Raw genomic sequence first — 18890 nt, forward strand, 5'->3', positions numbered from 1 at the left:
ATTTCCCGAAAAACGCTGTCAAATCCATCATCGTTGAAAAGTTGAGTCTATTACTTTGTGCCAAAGATAGGTCACAGGAGAGCTTTTCATGAGTGGAAAAATTGATGTGCGCGAAATCGATGCTTTAGTCGATGCACAAAATGGACGTATTACGCCATCTATTTATACAGATCCTGACATTTACGAATTAGAACTCGAACGTGTTTTCGGTCGTACTTGGTTATTCCTTTGCCATGAAAGCCAAATTCCTAAGGCTGGTGATTTCTTCAATACCTACATGGGTGAAGATCCAATCATTGTGGCACGTCAAAAAGACGGCTCAATCAAAGCATTTTTAAACCAGTGCCGTCACCGTTCTATGCGTGTGAGCTTCGCTGACTGTGGTAATACGCGTGCATTTACTTGCCCGTACCACGGTTGGTCATACGGTATTGACGGTTCTTTAAAAGATATCCCGCTTGAAGATCGTGCTTACCCGCATGGTGCATGTAAAGAGCAATGGGGTCTGGTTGAAGTGAATCGTGTGAAGTCTTACAAAGGCTTGGTATTCGCTTGTTGGGATGAAACCACACCTGATCTAGAAGAATACATGGGCGATATCGCTTGGTATTTAGATGGCGTTGTTGACCGTCGTCCAGGTGGTACGGAAATCATTGGTGGTGTACATAAGTGGGAAATCGAGTGTAACTGGAAGTTTGCAGCGGAACAGTTTGCATCTGACCAATACCACGCCTTGTTCTCTCACGCTTCTGCGATCCAAGTATTGGGTGCGAAACCAGACGACGAATCATCTAAGAAATTAGGTGCTGCGCAAACTGCTCGTCCAGTTTGGGAAACGGCTAAAGACGCGATCCAATACGGTTCACGTGGTCACGGTTCAGGCTTCTTCTTTACTGAAAAACCAGATGCAAACGTATGGGTTGACGGTGAAGTTGCCAACTACTTCCGTGAAACTTACGACGAAGTTAAAGAGCGCCTAGGCGAGACTCGTGCACTGCGTCTTGCAGGGCACAACACCATGTTCCCAACTTTGTCTTGGTTGAACGGTACTGCAACACTTCGCGTATGGCACCCACGTGGTCCAAACAAAACTGAAGTGTGGGCATTCTGTATTGCTGATGCTGAAGCATCTCAAGAAGTGAAAGAAGCATTTGAGCGTTCTGCAACGCGTGCCTTTGGTCCAGCCGGTTTCCTGGAGCAAGATGACTCTGAAAACTGGATTGAGATCCAAAAAGTTTTACGTGGTTATAAAGCGCGTCAAAACAAACTCATTATGGAAATGGGTAAAGGCAACGAAAAAGTACGTGAAGATGGTATCCCGGGTATCACCAACTACATTTTCTCTGAAACTGCAGCACGTGGTATGTACCGCCGCTGGGCAGATTTATTGATCCATGAAAAATGGGAAGACGTAGAAAAAGCAGCTGACGAATATGAGAAGGAGCTTATGAAATGAGTCAAATCAGCTTAGAACTTCATCACCAAATTAGTCAGTTCCTGTATCGCGAAGCAAAATTGCTAGACGATTGGAAATTCCGCGAATGGTTGGATACGTTAGCTGAAGATATTTCTTACACGCTACGTACCACGCCAAACGCACAAACCCGTGACCGTCGTCGTTCAGTTGAACCACCTACCACTTGGGTGTTTAACGATTCGAAAGACCTTTTAGAACGTCGTGTAGCACGTCTGGAAACCGGTATGGCTTGGGCTGAAGAGCCTCCATCACGTACCACCCACATGGTGAGCAACGTGATCGTAGAGCCAACTGAAGTTGAAGGCGAATACGACGTGTACGTAACCTATTTGCTATATCGTACGCAAAAAGAGAAAGACATTGTCATTTACTGCGGTAAACGTCATGACAAGATCCGTAAAGTTGAAGGCGGCCTCGGCTTCCAGATCTTCAACCGTAAGATCACGCTTGATCAAGCGACATATAGCTCACATAACCTGAGTGTATTCTTCTAATGAATAAGATTTTTGTTTGCCAAGTTGACGAATTAGACGAAGGCGAAGCGTTAAAAGTAGATTGTGGCGTAAACGGTATCGAAGCGCTGGCTGTATTTAACAATGGCGGTGAATTCTTCGCTATGAACGATAAATGCAGTCATGGTAATGCTTCTATGTCTGAAGGTTACCTTGAAGATGACGGTACTGTGGAATGTCCATTGCATTCAGCACGTTTCTGTTTGAAAACAGGTGAAGCATTGTGTCTACCTGCAACTGATCCAATCAAAACTTTCCCGGTGATTGTTGAAGATGGTCAATTGTTTGTAGAGATGGCAGGAGAGTAAGCATGGGTTGGCTACAGGGCGAAGTTGCACTTATTACTGGTGGTGGTTCAGGCTTAGGCTGGGCTTTGGTCGAGCGTTTTATTGAGGAAGGTGCACAAGTTGCGGTTCTTCAACGTTCAAAAGCTAAAGTGGATGCATTAAATGAACACTTCGGTGGAAAAGTTCTTGCGATCGAAGGTGATGTAGCCAGCTATGCAGATAACGTTCGTGCAGTTCAAGCCACTGTGGAACGTTTCGGTAAACTCGATTGTTTCGTTGGTAATGCCGGTATTTGGGATCACTATGCCGATATCGTCAATACCTCTGGTGAGCAACTAGAAAAAGCCTTTGACGAGATTATGGGCATCAATACCAAATCTCTGATCCTCGGTGCGAAGGCTGCACTGGATGCATTGATCGCTTCTGAAGGTTCTATCATATTTACTTTGTCTAATTCGGCACTGTACTCCGCTGGCGGAGGCCCTGTATATACTGCATCTAAGCATGCGGGTGTAGGCATTATGAAAGAACTGGCTTACGAACTTGCACCTAAAGTCCGAGTCAATGCCGTTGCGCCATCAGGTATGAATGTGAATATCAAAGGTGCTGCATCTTTAGGTCAGGAAAATCTTGGCCTGCTCGATGCACGTGATCCTGAGAAAATCGCCCGTGGCATGCCACTGAATTTCTTACCTGAGCCGGAAGATATGACTGGTTCATATGTGCTCTTGGCATCTCGTCAAAATAACCGTCCTTTGACTGGTGTTCTGATCAATGCAGAATGCGGTCTGGGTATTCGCGGCTTACGTCAGCCACGTGCCGGTTTCTTTGACGAATAAAAATCTAGTCTGAAATGGACTTTTCGGCAGCCTGTTTTTGGCTGCCTTCCTTTTAAAGAGTCTCTCATGGCCGTTAAACTTATTTGTGCATCGCACAGTCCTTTAATGGAATTTGCTTCACCGCAGGAAAAACGTAAAGAACAGGCTGTTCGTGAAGCGTTTGAAAAACTGTCTGCTGAAGTAAAAGCTTACGACCCAACCCTGATCATTACCTTTGGTCCTGACCATTTCAATGGTTTCTTCTATGACCTGATGCCAAGCTTCTGCGTGGGCATTCGCGCGACTGCTGCAGGTGACTGGGACTATGGTAAAGACAATGCACATATTGATGTACCAGAAGACAAAGCACTGGGCTTAGTGCGTCGTGTACTCGATGAGGGTGTGGACGTTGCGTATTCTTACCGTATGCAAGCCGACCATGGCGTGACTCAACCATTGCACTTCCTGTGCGAGGGCAAACTTGATCGTTATCCAACGATTCCAATTTTCATTAATGGCGCTGCAGCACCAATGCCAACCACGAAGCGTACCATCGCTTTGGGCCGTGCTGTAGGTCAGTTCATCAAATCTCTGAACCTTGAAAATGAGCGTGTACTTGTCCTAGGTACAGGTGGTCTGTCACACGATCCACCAACTCCGCAAATGGGTTCTGTACCTCCAGAAGTGGAAGAGTTCCTGATTGCAGGTCGTAACCCGACACCTGAAGCACGTAACGCGCGTCAGTCCAAAATCATCGCAGTGGGCCAGAAACTGGCAGCGGGCGATACCTCTGTTGCAGTTCCTCTGAATGCTGAATGGGATATCGCATTGCTTGAAAAATTCAAGAATGCCGACTTCGCTGCACTTGAAGCTATGACTGAAGCTGAAATCCGCCGTGATGGTGGCCGTGGTGGTCAGGAAGTCCGTTCTTGGATGGCTGCCTTCGCTGCCTTAAGCGAAATGGGTGAGTATGAAATGACCACGCATTGCTATGAAGACATCAGCGAATGGATTGCCGGCTTCGGTATCGTATCTGCAGAGTTAAAAGGTTAAGAAAATGAGCAACGTAAACAACATCGTGATCGTGGGTGCTGGCCAGGCAGGTGCGAGCGCAATTTTAGAACTTCGTGGCAACAAGTATGAAGGCAAAATCACTTTAATTGGTGATGAAAGCCATCTTCCTTATGAGCGTCCACCGTTGTCTAAAGATGTGATTCTAAAACCTGAAGAGACAAAGATCGAAATCCTGTCAGAACAGAAACTGGCAGATTTAGGGGTGGAAACAATTCGCGGTAATGGCGTGATGAAAATCAATGCCGAAGCGAAAACGGTTGAACTCCTGAACGGTGATGTTATTGCTTACGACAAACTTTTGCTTGCAACAGGTGGTGCAGCGCGTCGTTTGCCTAATTTCGATGCTTTGGGCAAACACGTCTATACCTTGCGTAACCTGCAAGATTCACAAGCGCTGGTGCCTGTGCTTCAAGCCGGTCGCCCTATCATCCTGATCGGTGGTGGTGTGATTGGTCTTGAGCTTGCATCATCTGCACGTTACAAAGACTGTCAGGTGACTGTGATCGAAATGGGTCCGATGGTTATGGGTCGTTGTTCACCACAAATCCTGAGCGAATTCCTGCTAGAGCAGCATCGTCAAAACCAGGTCGATGTGCGTCTTGAAACCAAGATTACAGATTGCCGTTTAGATGGTGAAGAAGTGGTGGTAACGCTGGAAGGCGGTGAAGAGCTTCGTGCTGATGCTTTAGTTTATGGAATCGGGATCGTACCAAATGCACAGCTTGCAGTAGATGCAGGTCTGGATGTTGATGTTGCGATCAAGGTGAATGAACATTGCCAAACCTCGAATGCTGACATTTATGCAGCAGGCGATGTTGCGACTCAGTTGCGTGACTGTGGCAATCACCGCCGCGTGGAAACCTGGGAAAATGCCAACCTTCAGGCAGGTATCTTTGCGCGTCACGTGATGGGGGTGGAACATCCGAAAGCCAATCCGGCCTGGTTCTGGACGGATCAGCTGAATATCAACTTCCAGTTTGTCGGCGATATGGCCGCAGCTGAATGGCATATCCGTGGTGAAATGGATGCAGCCAAAGGTGCAGACAATTCATTCGTGATGTACGGTGTGACTGATGGTCAGATCGTTGGCGGGATTACCGTGAATGCAGCCAAAGAAATGCGTCATTTGAAAAAAATGATCAGCAAAAATACGGCGTTTGATGTTGAAAAACACTTGGATATCGCGCAAGACTTACGCAAAATTGCTTAAGTCGTATTGAGATATCTTGGGACAGACCTATGTTTTGCATAGGTCTGTTTTTTATGCACGAAACTTGATGAATTTATCAAAAATTAAAACTTCATCTCAGCATGAATTCGCTATACGCTATTTTTGAAGTTGCTGATCCAGAACTTCTTGGCCTCGTCTAGGAGACTTATGAGTTCTTCATCTTCATTGCCAGTCACGGCAAGTATTTACGCTTTATTGGTACTGATCTGGGCAGCAACGCCACTGGCGATTGTCTGGAGCGTGGCCGAGATTCACCCGATGTGGGTGCTGATCATTCGCTATTTTGGTGCCTCGATTATTGCGCTATTCCTGCTAAAGATTATGCGCGACCCGCTGCCTTTTGACCGTACTTCAATGAAAAGTTATCTGGCAGGCAGTTTGAATTTAATCGGCGCGCAGCTGTTTATTTATCTAGCGGCCAATTATTTGACCTCAGGGTTGATGGCACTGATTTTTGGTTTTTCACCGCTGATCGCCGGTTTAATCGGTCATGTGATTTTAAAAACCCATAAACTGATCTGGCTGCAATGGCTCGGCATGGCAGTGGCCGTCGCCGGTTTTTGTTTTGTTTTTGCCGACTCGGCAGACAGCAAGATCAATCCTTGGGGTGTAGTGCTGATGCTGATCAGTATGGTGTCTTATATCAGCTCGATCTTCTGGGTTAAACAGATCAGTGCCCCCTTGAGTCCGATGTCGCAAGCTACAGGTTCATTGCTGGTCTCCGTGGCTGGTTCAGTCATTTTGGTACCCTTTATCTGGCAACATATGCCGACTCAGTTGCCTAGCACACAGGCAATGATTGGTTTTGTATTTACCATGATCATGTCCTCGATTGTGGCAATGCTGTGTTATTTCTGGCTGATTCGCCGTCTAAATGCTTCGACTGTCTCATTGAGTAATGTGATGACGCCGGTAATCGCTCTGGTATTGGGAGCAACCTTAAATCATGAAATTATCAGCAGTCATGCTTTTGCCGGTATTGCGGTGGTGATGTTCGGGATCATCATGTATTTCTGGAAAGAGTGGCACGAGCAGTATTTTTCCAAGCATTAAAACTGTAAAAATCAAAAGGGCGAAAGCCCTTTTATTATTTGAGTGGAGAGTAAAGTGATTCAACAACGTGAGAGATCATGACTAAGCAACAATTTGTAAAACAACTTTCAAAAATAAATGATTAAGATTTTGATACATAAATCATTAAAGCTTGCACAAGCTTATTTAGGACAGTGTCAGGATGTCTGAATCCAATAAAATCGTAGTTTATGCAGCCCTGTTTGGTAATCTGGCGATTGCGCTGGTGAAATTTGTTGCGTCCTATATAACCAATAGTTCTGCCATGTTCAGTGAGGCAATTCATTCCGTAGTAGATACCTTGAATGAAATTTTACTGTTATATGGCATGAAAAAATCAGAAAAACCGGCAAATGCCAAACATCCTTTTGGTTATGGGCGTGAACTGTATTTTTGGGCCTTTATTGTGGCACTGATGGTTTTTGCCCTGGGTGCGATTGTGTCCATCTATCAAGGGATACAGCATATTCTTCAGCCTGAAGTCATGCAGGATCCATTGATCAATTATATTGTGCTGGGTCTGGCGATTCTTTTTGAAGGATTTTCATGGTCAGTGGCTTTAAAAACCTTTCGTAAACAAAAGGGAAATCTGGGATATTTTGAAGCCTTTCGACACAGTAAAGATCCAACGACCTTTACCGTGTTATTTGAAGATACTGCCGCCCTGGTCGGCTTGGTGATTGCTCTGGTCGGTATCTTTCTGGCGCATCAACTGAATATTCCTGAATTGGACGGTGCCGCATCGATTTTAATTGGTATTGTTCTGGCGGTTTCTGCCTGGTTTCTGGCACGTGAAACCAAAGGTTTGTTACTGGGTGAAACGGCAGATCCAAAACTGCGTGAAGATGTATTGAACATTGCTCAACAGGATGCGGCAGTTTTTAGTGCCAATGGGGTGTTGACTGAGCAGATGGGTGCTCAGCAAGTCATTGCATCATTGAGTCTGGAATTTAAAGATGATTTAACTTCTGATGAAATTGAAGCCTGTGTCAACCGGATCGAAGCGCAGATTAAACAGCTGCACCCGGAAATTATTGCTTTATTTGTGAAACCCCAAACCAAGGCCGTATGGCTGGAACGAACTCAAGGTCGTGTATAAAGATCTAAAAAACGCTTGAGGTTGGTATTTTGATCTCAACTTGCCTTTCTCGCACAATTGATGTGATGATACTGAGGTATGGCGAATTTCATCATAAAATCATCAATGGGCAGACATGCTTTTGTCAGCATGGGCTTATAAATATTGAGTATCATTTTGTATTTTTAGACAGAAGGGCGCGAGCGATATTTTTCTAGATAATCCAAGACTTCAGCCAGCCATAAGGCCGATGAAATGCCATTTTTTTGCTAAAAATAACAAAAACATACATGATTTTCTGTGACGGATTTCATACTATGTTGCAGTGTGCCTGTTTTTAGTTTGTATGCTCATTAAAAGATGCACCGCTTGACCATTTCAAGAGGTTGCTATCTTGCATATAACGAATAATAAATAGTGGATGTTTATGCAAGATCTTCTCAAAACTAAAAAATTCCAGTTAATCACGGAATCCAGTTGGAAACATCTCTGGTCTAAGCCAGTGTTTGAGTATCTGCATTCAGATCATTTCGACGGAAAACAGTTTCGTAATCTTGAGCATGCATCTCTATCGCGCGGTCGCTTTGATTTATATAAATGGCTCATTACCCGAAAATCCAAGACCTGGAATGTTAATCTTGACGAGGAACGTGCCGAGTTTTTTTCTCGTCCGCGCGCATTGCCACAGCAGCGTCCAGATGCAGCTCTGGATGACTGGCAAGTCTGGTTTATTGGTCACGCCACCACATTAATACAGATCGGCCCCTATAATTTCCTGACCGACCCGGTCTGGTCGGAATATGCCAGTCCTTCGGCTTCCACGGGTCCGCAGCGGGTCATTCCGGCTGGCATTGCTCTGGATGAGTTACCCCAGATTGATGCTGTACTACTCAGCCATAACCATTATGATCATATGGATCTGGCCAGTCTGGAATGGCTGCACAACACTTTTGAGATGCCGATTTATACCGGTCTGGGTAATGCCTGGTATTTGCCAGAACATTATACCGTGCGTGAAATGGACTGGTGGGAAAATGCCTTTTTTGAAGAGATCCGGATTGTCTATACGCCGGCTCAACATGCCTCAGGGCGCGGCATGCGCGATCAGAACTGCGCACTCTGGGGAGGCTTTTCTTTATTATATGGCAAGGAACATTGTTTCTTTGCCGGAGATAGTGGCTACGCCTCACATTTTAAAGAAATTCGTAAGCGTCTGGGTGCACCGCGAATTGCTTTACTTCCAATTGGAGCGTATGAACCGCGTGAACTGATGCGCGCGATCCATATGAATCCGGAAGATGCCTTTCATGCCCATCATGACTTACAGGCTAAATGTTCACTGGCGATTCATTACCGTACTTTTCAGCTCACGGATGAAGACCGGGATGCACCGGAACATGAGTTGCATGAGATCATCAAGCATTCTTCCAAGTTGATTAATCCGTTTTATTGCATACGTGAAGGCAAACGGATTATTGTCTAAATGTTTTACTCTGTTCCTGTTGGATGAGTTGAATGGTTAATACGGACAGCTTCTTCCAGAAAATGGCGTTTATTTTCGCTGGATGGAATCAGGCAATACTCGGTTTTGCCAAATAACCTGTAACGATTTAAAGCAACCACACGATACAGAAAGTCGCGGATAAAACGCGGAACCAAATAACCTGCGCTCATTAAATTAAAAGGAAAACCGAGATGCTGCAGTACTTTCAGCAAGGCAGTCGATTCGGTATAGAGTGTGCCATCTTGAATGACGAGCATCGTGGTGTAATGTTCAGTGGGCATCTGATAATGTTCGAGCAGAGCTGTACCTAAAGGCGATTGGGCGGAAACCAGTTTAAACTGAATCTTTTTATCGTATTTAATCAGAAACCGTGTCCAGCCATTGCAGATTACGCAAACAGCATCAAATAAAACAATGTCGTGTTGTTGAATGATGTCTTCAATATTTGGATGCATTGTTGTATTTCTTTTTGTGCCAGCTTGTTTCTATAGTGCTTGATGCTGCAATAAAAAACCACCCGAAGGTGGTTTCTATACATGTCTAAACTGGCTTAGAGAAAGCTAGGCAAACCTTTGGCTGGATCGCTTTCACGTGCTGCTTGGGCATCTGCTACAGTCATACCTAAGGCCTTAGCAACGCCTTGCCCATAAGCTGGATCGCAAGCGTAACAGTTGCGGATGTGACGGTATTTAATGAAATCTAGCGCATCACCCATCGCTCCGGCCGTGTTATTAAACAGAGCCTGTTTCTGCTGGTCATTCATCAGGTTGAACAGGGCGCGTGGCTGGCTGAAGTAATCATTGTCATCTTCACGGAAATCCCAGAAATCGGCATCACCGGTGATTTTCAGTGGAGGCTCTCTGAATTCCGGTTGTTCCTGCCACTGGCTAAAACTGTTCGGCTCGTAATGTGGCAATGAACCATAGTTGCCATCCATGCGGCCTTGACCATCACGGCGGTTCGAATGTACAGGACAACGTGCAGCATTGACTGGAACCTGTGAATGATTCACGCCAACACGGTAACGCGCTGCGTCGGCATAGTTCACTAAACGTGCCTGTAACATACGGTCCGGTGAGTAGCTGATGCCCGGTACAAGATTACTTGGTGCAAAGGCTGCCTGTTCTACATCCTGGAAATAGTTTTCCGGATTGCGGTTCAGTTCGAATTCACCGACTTCAATCAGTGGATAATCGCCCTTTGGCCAGACTTTGGTCAGGTCAAATGGATGATAAGGCACTGTTTCGGCTTCCAGTTCCGGCATGATCTGAACGTACATTTTCCATTTTGGATAGTCACCACGTTCGATGGCATCAAACAGGTCGGTCTGGCTGCTTTCACGGTCTTTGGCGATCAAGTCTGCAGCTTCAGCATCGGTCAGGTTCTGGATGCCTTGCTGGGTACGCATATGGAATTTTACCCAGAAGCGTTCATTTTTGGCATTGATAAAACTGAAGGTGTGACTGCCAAAACCATGCATATGACGGTAACCGGTCGGAATCCCGCGGTCGGACATGACAATGGTCACTTGATGCAAAGCTTCAGGCAACAGTGTCCAGAAATCCCAGTTATTGGTGGCGCTGCGCTTGTTGGTTTTCGGGTCGCGTTTGACTGCTTTATTCAGGTCAGGGAACTTGCGCGCATCCCGCAGGAAAAACACCGGGGTGTTATTGCCGACCAGATCCCAGTTGCCTTCTTCAGTATAGAATTTTAAGGCAAAACCGCGAATATCGCGTTCCGCATCGGCCGCACCACGTTCACCCGCCACTGTTGAGAAACGGGCAAACATTTCGGTTTTTTTGCCGACTTCAGAGAAAATTTTAGCGCGGCTATATTGGGTAATATCATTGGTCACGGTAAAGGTACCAAAAGCACCTGAACCTTTGGCATGCATACGACGCTCTGGAATCACTTCGCGGACAAAGTTGGCCAGTTTTTCATTCAGCCATAAATCCTGGGCAAGTAAAGGTCCACGCGCACCTGCCGTCATACTGTTCTGGTTGTCGACCACAGGGGCACCAGCTTCAGTGGTCAGGTGGGTGACAGGGCATTTTTTAAAATCTTGGCTCATCTTTCCTCTCCAAGTTTTGAATATCTTATGTCGTTTACCTAGTATTCATAAAATATTGAGATATATGCTAATCAGATCAGGTTTCGCTATATTTACAATATCTTTAAATAAAGGGTGTTACAGCACAAAACGGAATTCAGGGTATAATTGAGTTAGCTCACTCAAAAAATATTTTTAAATTTAATAAAGTTTAAAATTAAATGGTTACTCTTAAAAAGTAACGGGTTTTCCACTCTGTGACAATATCAAATTCTATATATTTTGAATAACTCGAATAATGAATGGGATTAAACGAAAATAACAATATCTAAGTCGATAATATGTTTTTATCAAAGGATAAAAATAATAAGTGAATAGTATTGTTTAAAATAAATTTTATAACTGATTTATTTTAAACGTTTTTTTAATCAAGTTTTGTTGGTCTGAAGAAACCCATAAAAATAATGAATGGAATAAGGGTGTTTTCTGGCTATAGCTCGCATTTTTGCATACAGAAAATCCTATCCAGATGGTCTTTATTTTTAAAAAAGCATTGGCAAATATGCTTGAAAATTAGTCAGTCGGCCCTATAATTATCTCACTCCTTCCTCAAAATCACATAGAGAGTAAAATGGCCAAGAAAAAAACAGCCGAGCAGGTGGTGATCCACAATTTTGTGGCAAAACACATGCATGAAGTCAACAAAAGCCAGGTCTTTGTAGACCGAAAGAAAAATGCAAAACGTGGCTACAACAAGCACAGACAAGGGCGATATTCCATGGAAGATCGCCCTTTTTTAATGGCTGCTTAAGGTCTGTAAGGTGGCTGGGGACGACGCGGTGGCTGTTTAGGATTGGTTTTAACTGGAGAGAGCGGGGCGACAGGCCGGTTGTTACGAGTTTGCGAATATTGATTTGGATGCCGGGATGGCGTTGTCGATTCATCCGCAATTAAGTCATTAAAGAATTTATTGAGTCTGCTTTGCACTGGCGCTTTGTGGTGAGGGGAGTGAGACTGTGGTCTGGCCTGCTGAAAACTGGCAAATTGATCTTTTTGCTGATGATAGAGTCTGGCGGCAATGACGGAGGGGTCATCTCTGCCTAAACGCCGCCGTTGCGATGCCGAAATTTCAATGCCCAATAATGGAGTCATTTTAGGCCGATCGGCATAGCTCGTTGCTCGATTGCTGGCAGGGCGTATATAAGATGAACCGGAATCATGAGCTTCTTTGCGGGCGGCCAAAGCCGGTGCAAGAATGACTACATAGAACACCGCAACAATCATGAACAGGATGACCAGAAATTCCATAACCACCTCTACCACTGTCGAGGGACTGGAAAAAGTCCCGTATTAGGCACTCACCATACGTGATGCTGATTTCACCATATCCCCTAAATTATGGGTTCTGAAATAATATTCTAACCAGCTTTTTACTATGAGTGGATTGTCCATTTTTAACACATGTTGCAGCAATTCCTGTGCATCACTCATCGGAACATGACAAATGGTTTTACGTACCCGCAAAATATTACTGGAACTCATTGACAGGGTATTAAAGCCCATGGCCATGAGCAAAACTGCAGACAGTGGATCGCCTGCCATTTCACCGCAGATACTGACCGGTTTTTCATTGCGATGACAGTCCTGGACCAGACGGGTCAGAGCACGTAGTACTGCAGGGTGTAAATGTGAATAGACATTGGCCACCCGTGGATTATTGCGATCCACAGCCAACAGATATTGGGTCAGATCGTTGGAGCCGACCGAGAAGAAATCCACCAGTTCGGAAAATTCATCAATCTGATGAAGCACACTCGGCACTTCCACCATGATGCCGAGTTTCGGCTTGTTTATCTTGACCTGTTCTTCTTCCTGAATCGCCGCATGATCACGTTCCAGCAAGTAGAGCGCTTCCTCGACCTCGCTGACACTGGTCACCATTGGCAGCAGAATATGCAGATTATTCAGCCCGATACTGGCCTTGAGCATGGCACGAATCTGTGAAGAAAAAATTTCCGGATGATCCAGAGTAAAACGAATGCCACGCCAGCCGAGTGCCGAGTTTTCTTCTTCAATCGAGAAATACGGCAGGTCTTTGTCTGCACCAATGTCCAACGTTCGCATCACCACCGGTTTATTGGCAAAGTGACTGAGCTGCTGACGATAAATCGCACGTTGTTCTTCCTCGCCCGGGAAGCGGTCACGCAACATAAACGGAATTTCAGAACGGTATAAACCGACACCTTTGGCACCGCGCTGCACGCCACGCACCACATCAATCATCAGGCCGGTGTTGACGTAGAGTTTGACCGCCACGCCATCCGGGGTAATCGCATCTTTGGTTTCGTACTGGCGCAGATCTTTAGCAAGCTGTTCTTCTTCTTTTTGAATTTCTTTATAGCGACTGCGCAGGCGACGTGGGGGATTAATAAAGACCCGGCCCTGATGTGCATCGACAATCATCTCTACATCATCGAGGGTGTTGATCGGCAGTTCGGTCACGCCGACCACGGTCGGAATACCAAGAGCACGCGCCACAATCACCATATGTGAGTTCATGGCGCCTTCGGTAGTGACAATCGCGGCAATTTTATCTACAGGTAGTTCAACCAGTGCAGCCGTCGAAATTTCCTCACCAATCAGAATACTTTCATCGGTCAATTCACGGTGACTGGCATCGGCTTCCTGTAAGCGCGCCAGAATACGGCGGCCCAGATCTTTTAAGTCCGCTACCCGCTCACGTAAATAATCATCTTCCATTTGGGAAAATTGTGCCACATGATTGTCAATAACAATTCGCACGGCGCCTTGTGCCCAGTGACCTTCACGAATAAAAGCCTTGATTTCTGCAGGCAGGGCATTTTCATCCAGCATACGCAAGAACACGCTAAACAGTGCGCGTTCCTCGGCCATCAACGCATCCTGCATTTTGTCATCCAGTGACTGGATTTCTTCACGGACTGAATTTAGCGCGTTATCTAAGAGCTGCAGTTCTTCGCTGATGTCATCTGCTTCACGGTCAGGGACTGCGGCAAGATCTGCTGGTGGATACAGAATCACTGCACGACCTAAGGCAATGCCACCGGAGCCAGAAACTCCCTGAAAGGTTTTATAGGCGGGCAGGTTGCTCGGCTTACGGAATACATCGATATTGCCAACGGCATGGGCATGGGCGATGACGCCAGAAAGCTGCGCGCAGAGTGTGACCAGAAAGGATTCAGCAGCTTCAGAAAAGTCCTGTGATTCTTTATTCTGAACCACCAGTACACCCATGACCTTACGGCGGTACATCACCGGCACACCGAGGAAGGAGTTATAAATTTCCTCACCGGTTTCAGGTAAAAACAGGAAGCGCTCATGTTTAGGGGCATTGTCCAGATTGACAATTTCTTCACGTTGTCCAACCAGGCCCACCAGACCCTCACCGGTCTGCAAAGACACATGGCCGACAGATTCTGCATTCAGGCCTTTAGACGCCATGAGCAGATAACGCTGATTGCGTTCATCGAGGAGATAGATCGAGCAGACATCAACCTGCATGGCCTCGGCCACATGCTTGACCATAATGTCGAGTGATTCATGCAAACTGGTGGACGCATTGATCTCCTGAACAATACGTCTCAAGGTGTCCAGTTGCATATTCGACATAAGGTCTGCTCCGTCTATTCAGAATTTCAGTGATTAAGTTTATTTATAACAATAGCCGCGTAAAAAATCTGCATTATTTATGCGATTTTTTAAGGTTTTTGCTGGGGTAGTTGCTGACACAACTCCACCAGGGCTTTGCGGTAAACATCACGTTTGAAATTCACGACTTGACCGAGTGGGTACCAGTAACTGACCCATTGCCATTGATCAAATTCGGGCGGATCAGACAGATTCAATTGAATATGCTGAACGGGGGCCGTGAGTTTGAGTAAAAACCACTTTTGTTTTTGACCGATACAAACCGGATCAGAGTCCGTACGAATGTATCGATGTGGCAAACGATAGCGCAACCAGCCTTTGGTTTGCGCGACTATCTGGACGTGTTCGGGCAATAAGCCGACTTCTTCTCTCAGCTCACGATAGAGTGCCTGCTCAGGGGTTTCTCCATATTGGATCCCGCCTTGTGGAAATTGCCATGCATTATGACCAATGCGTTTTGCCCATAAAACCTGTCCAGCATCGTTTGCCAAAATGATCCCGACATTCGGTCGGAAACCTTCAGAGTCGATCATTTGGCTACCTAAAAATTGTTTAATTTATGCCTTTGCCATCGGGGAGCATTATTTCGTTATCCAACTCGAAAAAAGCAAAGTTTAAAAATGTTAAAATTGCTATGATCTTAACGAATTTCTATCGACTAGCGGAGATAGATTTACAATTTTTTTCTTAAATTTCAGTTTTAACGAGTATTTTCATGAAATTGGCGCTATTTGATCTCGATCACACCTTGTTAAACACGGATTCGGATCATTCTTGGGGAGAGTTTTTGGTCAGTGAGGGCCTGGTCGATCCAGTTCAGCATCGCGCCATGAATGACAAGTTCTATGATGATTATAAAAAAGGCCAGCTGGATCCTTATGCCTATAATGAATTTGTGTTCCAGTTTCTGACCAAACATGACAATGATTATTTGACTGAATTACATCAACTGTTCATGCAAAAAGTCATTCGTCCACAAATGCGTCCCGAAGGTTTTAAAGCCATTGAGCGCCACCGTGAAGCAGGGCATGCCTTAGTGGGCATTACCGCGACTTCAGACTTTATTACTGCCCCCATTTTTCGTGAATTCGGAATTACTGAAATTATTGCCACCAATGCTGAAGTCATTGATGGGAAATATACTGGTAAAGTCATCAATACTGCATGCTATCAACGAGGCAAGCTGGTGCGTCTGGAACAATGGCTGGAAGGCCGTGATGTCACCGAGTCTTGGGCTTATTCAGATTCGATTAATGACCGTTTCTTGCTGGAATATGCGGATCATGCGATTGCAGTCAATCCGGATGATCGTTTGGAAACTCTAGCCCAAGAACAAGGCTGGGAAATACAGGACTGGTCGATCTAAGTATTCTAGTCCCATTCATGTGATTTATTCAGCACAACTTCGGTTGTGCTTTTTATTTGCCTCAATGGAATATTAATGTTTTTTCACAGTCAGGCTGAATCAGATATGCTATGCTCAAAAAACAGGACATGATAACAATAGTAGATTCTGAGGTATGAGATATGACTCACGTTCGACCACGTATGACACATCTGTTCCAGCAGCTTGGCTTGGATGCCAGTGCAGAAGGTATTGAAACATTTATTCACGAGCATCAATTACATAAAGATCTGACTTTACTGGATGCGCCGTATTGGTCAGAGGCACAACGTCAATTTTTAAGCGAGAAAATAGCATCTGATGGCGAATGGGCGATTGTGGTAGATCAACTCAATGAATCCTTGCATGAAAATTCAACCAGTGAAGGATAAGATATAAAGCCAATCGTATGATTGGCTTTTTTAGACTATGACCTTACCTTTAGCGAATCCGTTTCCAGATCGTGACTTGTGACAGCGTGTGTTGATACTTTCTGGCCGTTTCCCGAATCACAAAAGGCACATCTTGGGGTTCGGCCACCAATTCAAAGTGCTGGGTTAAGATATTGCTTATACCAGCCAAGGTCGTGATGTTTTCCCCATCCTCCTGAAAACCGCCTAGCCATTCGCTACGCGCCGTATGTTCTTCCAGCCAGGTATAGGGTGAGCTCAGCATTAAAATACCACCCATATTGATACGCTCATGAATCTGCATCAAAAAGTCTTTCGGATGATGCAGCCGGTCAATCAGATTCGCTGCCAGAATAAAATCATAGCCACTAAAATGTGCTTTCAGGTTGCAGGCATCAGCCTGAAAAAATTCTGTTTTCGACGCAACCTGATCCAAAATAACATCTTTAAGTGAACAGCTTTTTTCTTCGTTTAATTCACCTTCTAGCGGCAGCTGATAACGTACCCTATTGCCTTGAGCCAAATAGACTGCCTGCTGGATAAAACGTGCTGAGAAGTCCAGACCGGTCACCTGATCAAAATAGTGTGCCAGTTCAAAGCTGGCGCGGCCGGTAGCACAGCCAATATCTAAGGCACGATGACATGGCGCTTGCTGAAAATAGGGTTGTGCCAGATGGACCAGTGTTTTGGCAAAATTGGCAACACCAAAATATTCGGGGCCGTACTGGAATTCCAGATATTGGGAGACCAGCTGGTCGCTTTCATAATGCGAAGGGAAATGTTGCAATGCTTGATCAGAAGCGACGTAGCGAAAACCAGTGTGCTGAAAGAAATGCCGTCTGAAGGCGTAGCGGGAACTATATAAAGCTTCATTGCCCGCCGAAATCCAGGAGCCACCTTTCATCAGGTTATGGCGACCGTCAAAGGTCGGTGTACTGAAATCATCATAAAATGGATGCACCTGAAAACCCTGAAATGGATAGATCGGGGTTTCAGTCCACTGCCAGACATTGCCTTGAATATCGTAAAAATCACCCTGCTTGAAATGATCCACCGGACAGGAGCTGGTGCCGTATTTCAACTCGATATTGGCCTGTTCAGGACTTTGTAAATCTGGATCCAGGTCTGAAACGGCATACAGGCGATACCATTCATCTTCAGTCGGCAAGCGAATGGTTTTTCCAAGCTGTTGCGATTTCCACTGACAAAAGGCCTTGGCTTCATGATAATTCACTTCTACCGGCCAGTCCCAAGGCATCGGCACTTCTTCCAGCATCAGTCGCAATGACCAGCCTAATTCAGTTTTGCGCCAGAAACAGGGATGAGCAGCTTGTGAAAATTGCAGCCAGCCTAGACCTTCTTCACTCCAGTATTGTTCGGTCTGATAACCTTGTGCTTCGACAAAGGCCAGAAATTCCTGATTCGATACCAGATATTTGGAAGCTGCAAAAGCCGCAACCTCGGCTTGATGCAGGCCGTATTCGTTGTCCCAGCCATAAAATGGATGGTTAAAATCTTTCTGTAAATGCACTTTGCCTTCCGGCACATCCAGCAAAATATTATCCGGGGCCATGCCGGTAATAATATTGGCACGCCATTGCGGATGCTGGCGTACATGTTCCAAAGCATGCTGGCGGATCAGCACAGAAGAAGTTTCCAGATGAATCCGTTCATGCTCGATGCCCATGATGATGGTCCACCACGGATTCTGCCAGTTCAAGGGCAGAGTCAACGGAGCATGTTCAAGGATGTTCAAGATCAGGGCACGTACCTGATGACGATAATCGCGGACTTCCTGCACGGCAGGCCAGTCATAATGTATTTTATCCAGATCGTCCCAGCTCATCTCGTCTACACCGATTGCGAAGATACTTTCAAAATGCGGATTTACGCGTTCGCTAATCAGCTTGCTGAGCAGCAGTTTATTGACAAAAAAAGTGGCGGTATGGGCAAAATAAAAAATCAGCGGATGACGTAAAGTAATCGGCTTGATGAAAAAAGCATCTTCATGTTTGAGGCATTCAAACAGTTGTTCATAGGTGTCAAAGGTGTTCAGGAAATATTCGCGCAGGCAGTGCCGGGCAGTCTGTTCATCGGCAAAATCAAGTGCCGGCGTGGGCAGCAGCATCGGTTTGGCCGAAAGCCATAGGCTGCTTGTATTGGTTTTATCTTGAGAGTGGGATTTTAAGGGAGAATCGAGCTGCATCCGTCAGGCTCCATCGAATAGTTTTAAGCATTCCTCTGCACTGCAAAAGAATGGAATTGTCTTAAAAATACTCGAAAGATATCGCCAGATGGGGTGTATTT

General features: G+C 45.5%; 18 protein-coding genes. 12 read left to right on the forward strand and 6 right to left on the reverse strand.

What is annotated here, in order from left to right:
- Positions 1-88 precede the first annotated feature (88 nt).
- The 9 genes from hcaE to HGD77_RS02250 all read left to right on the forward strand — a co-directional run bounded on the left by hcaE (position 89) and on the right by HGD77_RS02250 (position 9031).
- Positions 89-1456, forward strand: a complete 1368-nt coding sequence (gene hcaE / locus HGD77_RS02210; protein WP_004278520.1) for a 3-phenylpropionate/cinnamic acid dioxygenase subunit alpha — start codon at positions 89-91, stop codon at positions 1454-1456.
- A complete protein-coding gene (gene hcaF, locus HGD77_RS02215) occupies positions 1453-1971 on the forward strand; it encodes a 3-phenylpropionate/cinnamic acid dioxygenase subunit beta (RefSeq protein ID WP_004647365.1) in 519 nt (172 codons plus the stop codon). The genes hcaE and hcaF overlap by 4 nt, the downstream gene beginning before the upstream one ends.
- Positions 1971-2297, forward strand: a complete 327-nt coding sequence (gene hcaC / locus HGD77_RS02220) for a 3-phenylpropionate/cinnamic acid dioxygenase ferredoxin subunit (protein ID WP_004278517.1) — start codon at positions 1971-1973, stop codon at positions 2295-2297. The genes hcaF and hcaC overlap by 1 nt, the downstream gene beginning before the upstream one ends.
- Before the next feature lie 2 nt (positions 2298-2299).
- A complete protein-coding gene (gene hcaB / locus HGD77_RS02225; RefSeq protein WP_005261711.1) occupies positions 2300-3115 on the forward strand; it encodes a 3-phenylpropionate-dihydrodiol/cinnamic acid-dihydrodiol dehydrogenase in 816 nt (271 codons plus the stop codon).
- 66 nt (positions 3116-3181) lie between these two features.
- Complete coding sequence (locus HGD77_RS02230) at positions 3182-4147, forward strand: 3-carboxyethylcatechol 2,3-dioxygenase (RefSeq protein ID WP_138742824.1); 966 nt, start codon at positions 3182-3184, stop codon at positions 4145-4147.
- Between the two features lie 4 nt (positions 4148-4151).
- Positions 4152-5378, forward strand: a complete 1227-nt coding sequence (hcaD, locus tag HGD77_RS02235; RefSeq protein ID WP_138742825.1) for a 3-phenylpropionate/cinnamic acid dioxygenase ferredoxin--NAD(+) reductase subunit — start codon at positions 4152-4154, stop codon at positions 5376-5378.
- A gap of 168 nt (positions 5379-5546) precedes the next feature.
- Entirely contained in the window at positions 5547-6452 is a 906-nt protein-coding gene (locus HGD77_RS02240) for a DMT family transporter (RefSeq protein ID WP_138742826.1), read from the forward strand.
- A 181-nt stretch (positions 6453-6633) separates the two neighbouring features.
- Entirely contained in the window at positions 6634-7569 is a 936-nt protein-coding gene (locus HGD77_RS02245) for a cation diffusion facilitator family transporter (protein ID WP_005261714.1), read from the forward strand.
- Positions 7570-7975: 406 nt separating this feature from the next.
- Positions 7976-9031: an MBL fold metallo-hydrolase gene (locus HGD77_RS02250; protein WP_138742827.1), complete on the forward strand. Its 1056-nt coding sequence runs from the start codon at positions 7976-7978 to the stop codon at positions 9029-9031.
- Positions 9032-9036: 5 nt separating this feature from the next.
- Here HGD77_RS02250 and HGD77_RS02255 read toward each other — a convergent pair whose 3' ends face one another.
- Positions 9037-9507 carry a thiol-disulfide oxidoreductase DCC family protein gene (locus tag HGD77_RS02255; protein ID WP_138742828.1) on the reverse strand — a complete coding sequence of 157 codons (471 nt, stop codon included), beginning with the start codon at positions 9505-9507 and terminating at the stop codon, positions 9037-9039.
- Positions 9508-9602: 95 nt separating this feature from the next.
- On the reverse strand, positions 9603-11123 hold the full coding sequence (locus tag HGD77_RS02260; protein WP_005245901.1) for a catalase: 1521 nt from the start codon (positions 11121-11123) through the stop codon (positions 9603-9605).
- 610 nt (positions 11124-11733) lie between these two features.
- Between HGD77_RS02260 and HGD77_RS02265 the strand changes: the two genes are divergently transcribed.
- On the forward strand, positions 11734-11913 hold the full coding sequence (locus HGD77_RS02265) for a hypothetical protein (RefSeq protein WP_004729442.1): 180 nt from the start codon (positions 11734-11736) through the stop codon (positions 11911-11913).
- On the opposite strand, the gene HGD77_RS02270 is transcribed toward HGD77_RS02265, so the two are convergent.
- The 3 genes from HGD77_RS02270 to HGD77_RS02280 form a co-directional block, all read right to left on the reverse strand.
- Positions 11910-12410, reverse strand: a complete 501-nt coding sequence (locus HGD77_RS02270; RefSeq protein WP_129716870.1) for a hypothetical protein — start codon at positions 12408-12410, stop codon at positions 11910-11912. The genes HGD77_RS02265 and HGD77_RS02270 overlap by 4 nt on opposite strands.
- 42 nt (positions 12411-12452) lie before the next feature.
- Positions 12453-14750 carry a phosphoenolpyruvate--protein phosphotransferase gene (gene ptsP / locus HGD77_RS02275; RefSeq protein ID WP_129716838.1) on the reverse strand — a complete coding sequence of 766 codons (2298 nt, stop codon included), beginning with the start codon at positions 14748-14750 and terminating at the stop codon, positions 12453-12455.
- An 89-nt stretch (positions 14751-14839) separates the two neighbouring features.
- Positions 14840-15322: an RNA pyrophosphohydrolase gene (locus tag HGD77_RS02280; RefSeq protein ID WP_004278502.1), complete on the reverse strand. Its 483-nt coding sequence runs from the start codon at positions 15320-15322 to the stop codon at positions 14840-14842.
- Positions 15323-15504: 182 nt separating this feature from the next.
- Between HGD77_RS02280 and HGD77_RS02285 the strand changes: the two genes are divergently transcribed.
- Positions 15505-16155, forward strand: coding sequence for an HAD family hydrolase (locus HGD77_RS02285; RefSeq protein WP_138742829.1), 651 nt, complete (start codon positions 15505-15507; stop codon positions 16153-16155).
- Positions 16156-16316: 161 nt separating this feature from the next.
- Entirely contained in the window at positions 16317-16565 is a 249-nt protein-coding gene (locus HGD77_RS02290; RefSeq protein ID WP_004278500.1) for a DUF2789 family protein, read from the forward strand.
- A gap of 49 nt (positions 16566-16614) precedes the next feature.
- On the opposite strand, the gene ovoA is transcribed toward HGD77_RS02290, so the two are convergent.
- Entirely contained in the window at positions 16615-18789 is a 2175-nt protein-coding gene (ovoA, locus tag HGD77_RS02295) for a 5-histidylcysteine sulfoxide synthase (RefSeq protein ID WP_138742830.1), read from the reverse strand.
- Positions 18790-18890: the final 101 nt, after the last annotated feature.

Origin of the sequence: Acinetobacter sp. NEB149 (assembly GCF_012516415.1) — a bacterium.
Classification (GTDB): Bacteria; Pseudomonadota; Gammaproteobacteria; order Pseudomonadales; family Moraxellaceae; genus Acinetobacter; species Acinetobacter lwoffii_V.

Excerpts from the sequence above, each read along its gene's own strand:
- HGD77_RS02230 (WP_138742824.1), top strand. The coding sequence starts at position 3,182 with ATGGCCGTTAAACTTATTTGTGCATCGCACAGTCCTTTAATGGAATTT.
- HGD77_RS02280 (WP_004278502.1), bottom strand. The coding sequence starts at position 15,322 with ATGATCGACTCTGAAGGTTTCCGACCGAATGTCGGGATCATTTTGGCA.
- HGD77_RS02290 (WP_004278500.1), top strand. The coding sequence starts at position 16,317 with ATGACTCACGTTCGACCACGTATGACACATCTGTTCCAGCAGCTTGGC.
- hcaD (WP_138742825.1), top strand. The coding sequence starts at position 4,152 with ATGAGCAACGTAAACAACATCGTGATCGTGGGTGCTGGCCAGGCAGGT.
- hcaF (WP_004647365.1), top strand. The coding sequence starts at position 1,453 with ATGAGTCAAATCAGCTTAGAACTTCATCACCAAATTAGTCAGTTCCTG.
- hcaC (WP_004278517.1), top strand. The coding sequence starts at position 1,971 with ATGAATAAGATTTTTGTTTGCCAAGTTGACGAATTAGACGAAGGCGAA.
- HGD77_RS02260 (WP_005245901.1), bottom strand. The coding sequence starts at position 11,123 with ATGAGCCAAGATTTTAAAAAATGCCCTGTCACCCACCTGACCACTGAA.
- hcaE (WP_004278520.1), top strand. The coding sequence starts at position 89 with ATGAGTGGAAAAATTGATGTGCGCGAAATCGATGCTTTAGTCGATGCA.
- ovoA (WP_138742830.1), bottom strand. The coding sequence starts at position 18,789 with ATGCAGCTCGATTCTCCCTTAAAATCCCACTCTCAAGATAAAACCAAT.
- HGD77_RS02265 (WP_004729442.1), top strand. The coding sequence starts at position 11,734 with ATGGCCAAGAAAAAAACAGCCGAGCAGGTGGTGATCCACAATTTTGTG.
- HGD77_RS02240 (WP_138742826.1), top strand. The coding sequence starts at position 5,547 with ATGAGTTCTTCATCTTCATTGCCAGTCACGGCAAGTATTTACGCTTTA.
- HGD77_RS02250 (WP_138742827.1), top strand. The coding sequence starts at position 7,976 with ATGCAAGATCTTCTCAAAACTAAAAAATTCCAGTTAATCACGGAATCC.
- hcaB (WP_005261711.1), top strand. The coding sequence starts at position 2,300 with ATGGGTTGGCTACAGGGCGAAGTTGCACTTATTACTGGTGGTGGTTCA.
- HGD77_RS02285 (WP_138742829.1), top strand. The coding sequence starts at position 15,505 with ATGAAATTGGCGCTATTTGATCTCGATCACACCTTGTTAAACACGGAT.
- HGD77_RS02255 (WP_138742828.1), bottom strand. The coding sequence starts at position 9,507 with ATGCATCCAAATATTGAAGACATCATTCAACAACACGACATTGTTTTA.
- ptsP (WP_129716838.1), bottom strand. The coding sequence starts at position 14,750 with ATGTCGAATATGCAACTGGACACCTTGAGACGTATTGTTCAGGAGATC.
- HGD77_RS02245 (WP_005261714.1), top strand. The coding sequence starts at position 6,634 with ATGTCTGAATCCAATAAAATCGTAGTTTATGCAGCCCTGTTTGGTAAT.
- HGD77_RS02270 (WP_129716870.1), bottom strand. The coding sequence starts at position 12,410 with ATGGAATTTCTGGTCATCCTGTTCATGATTGTTGCGGTGTTCTATGTA.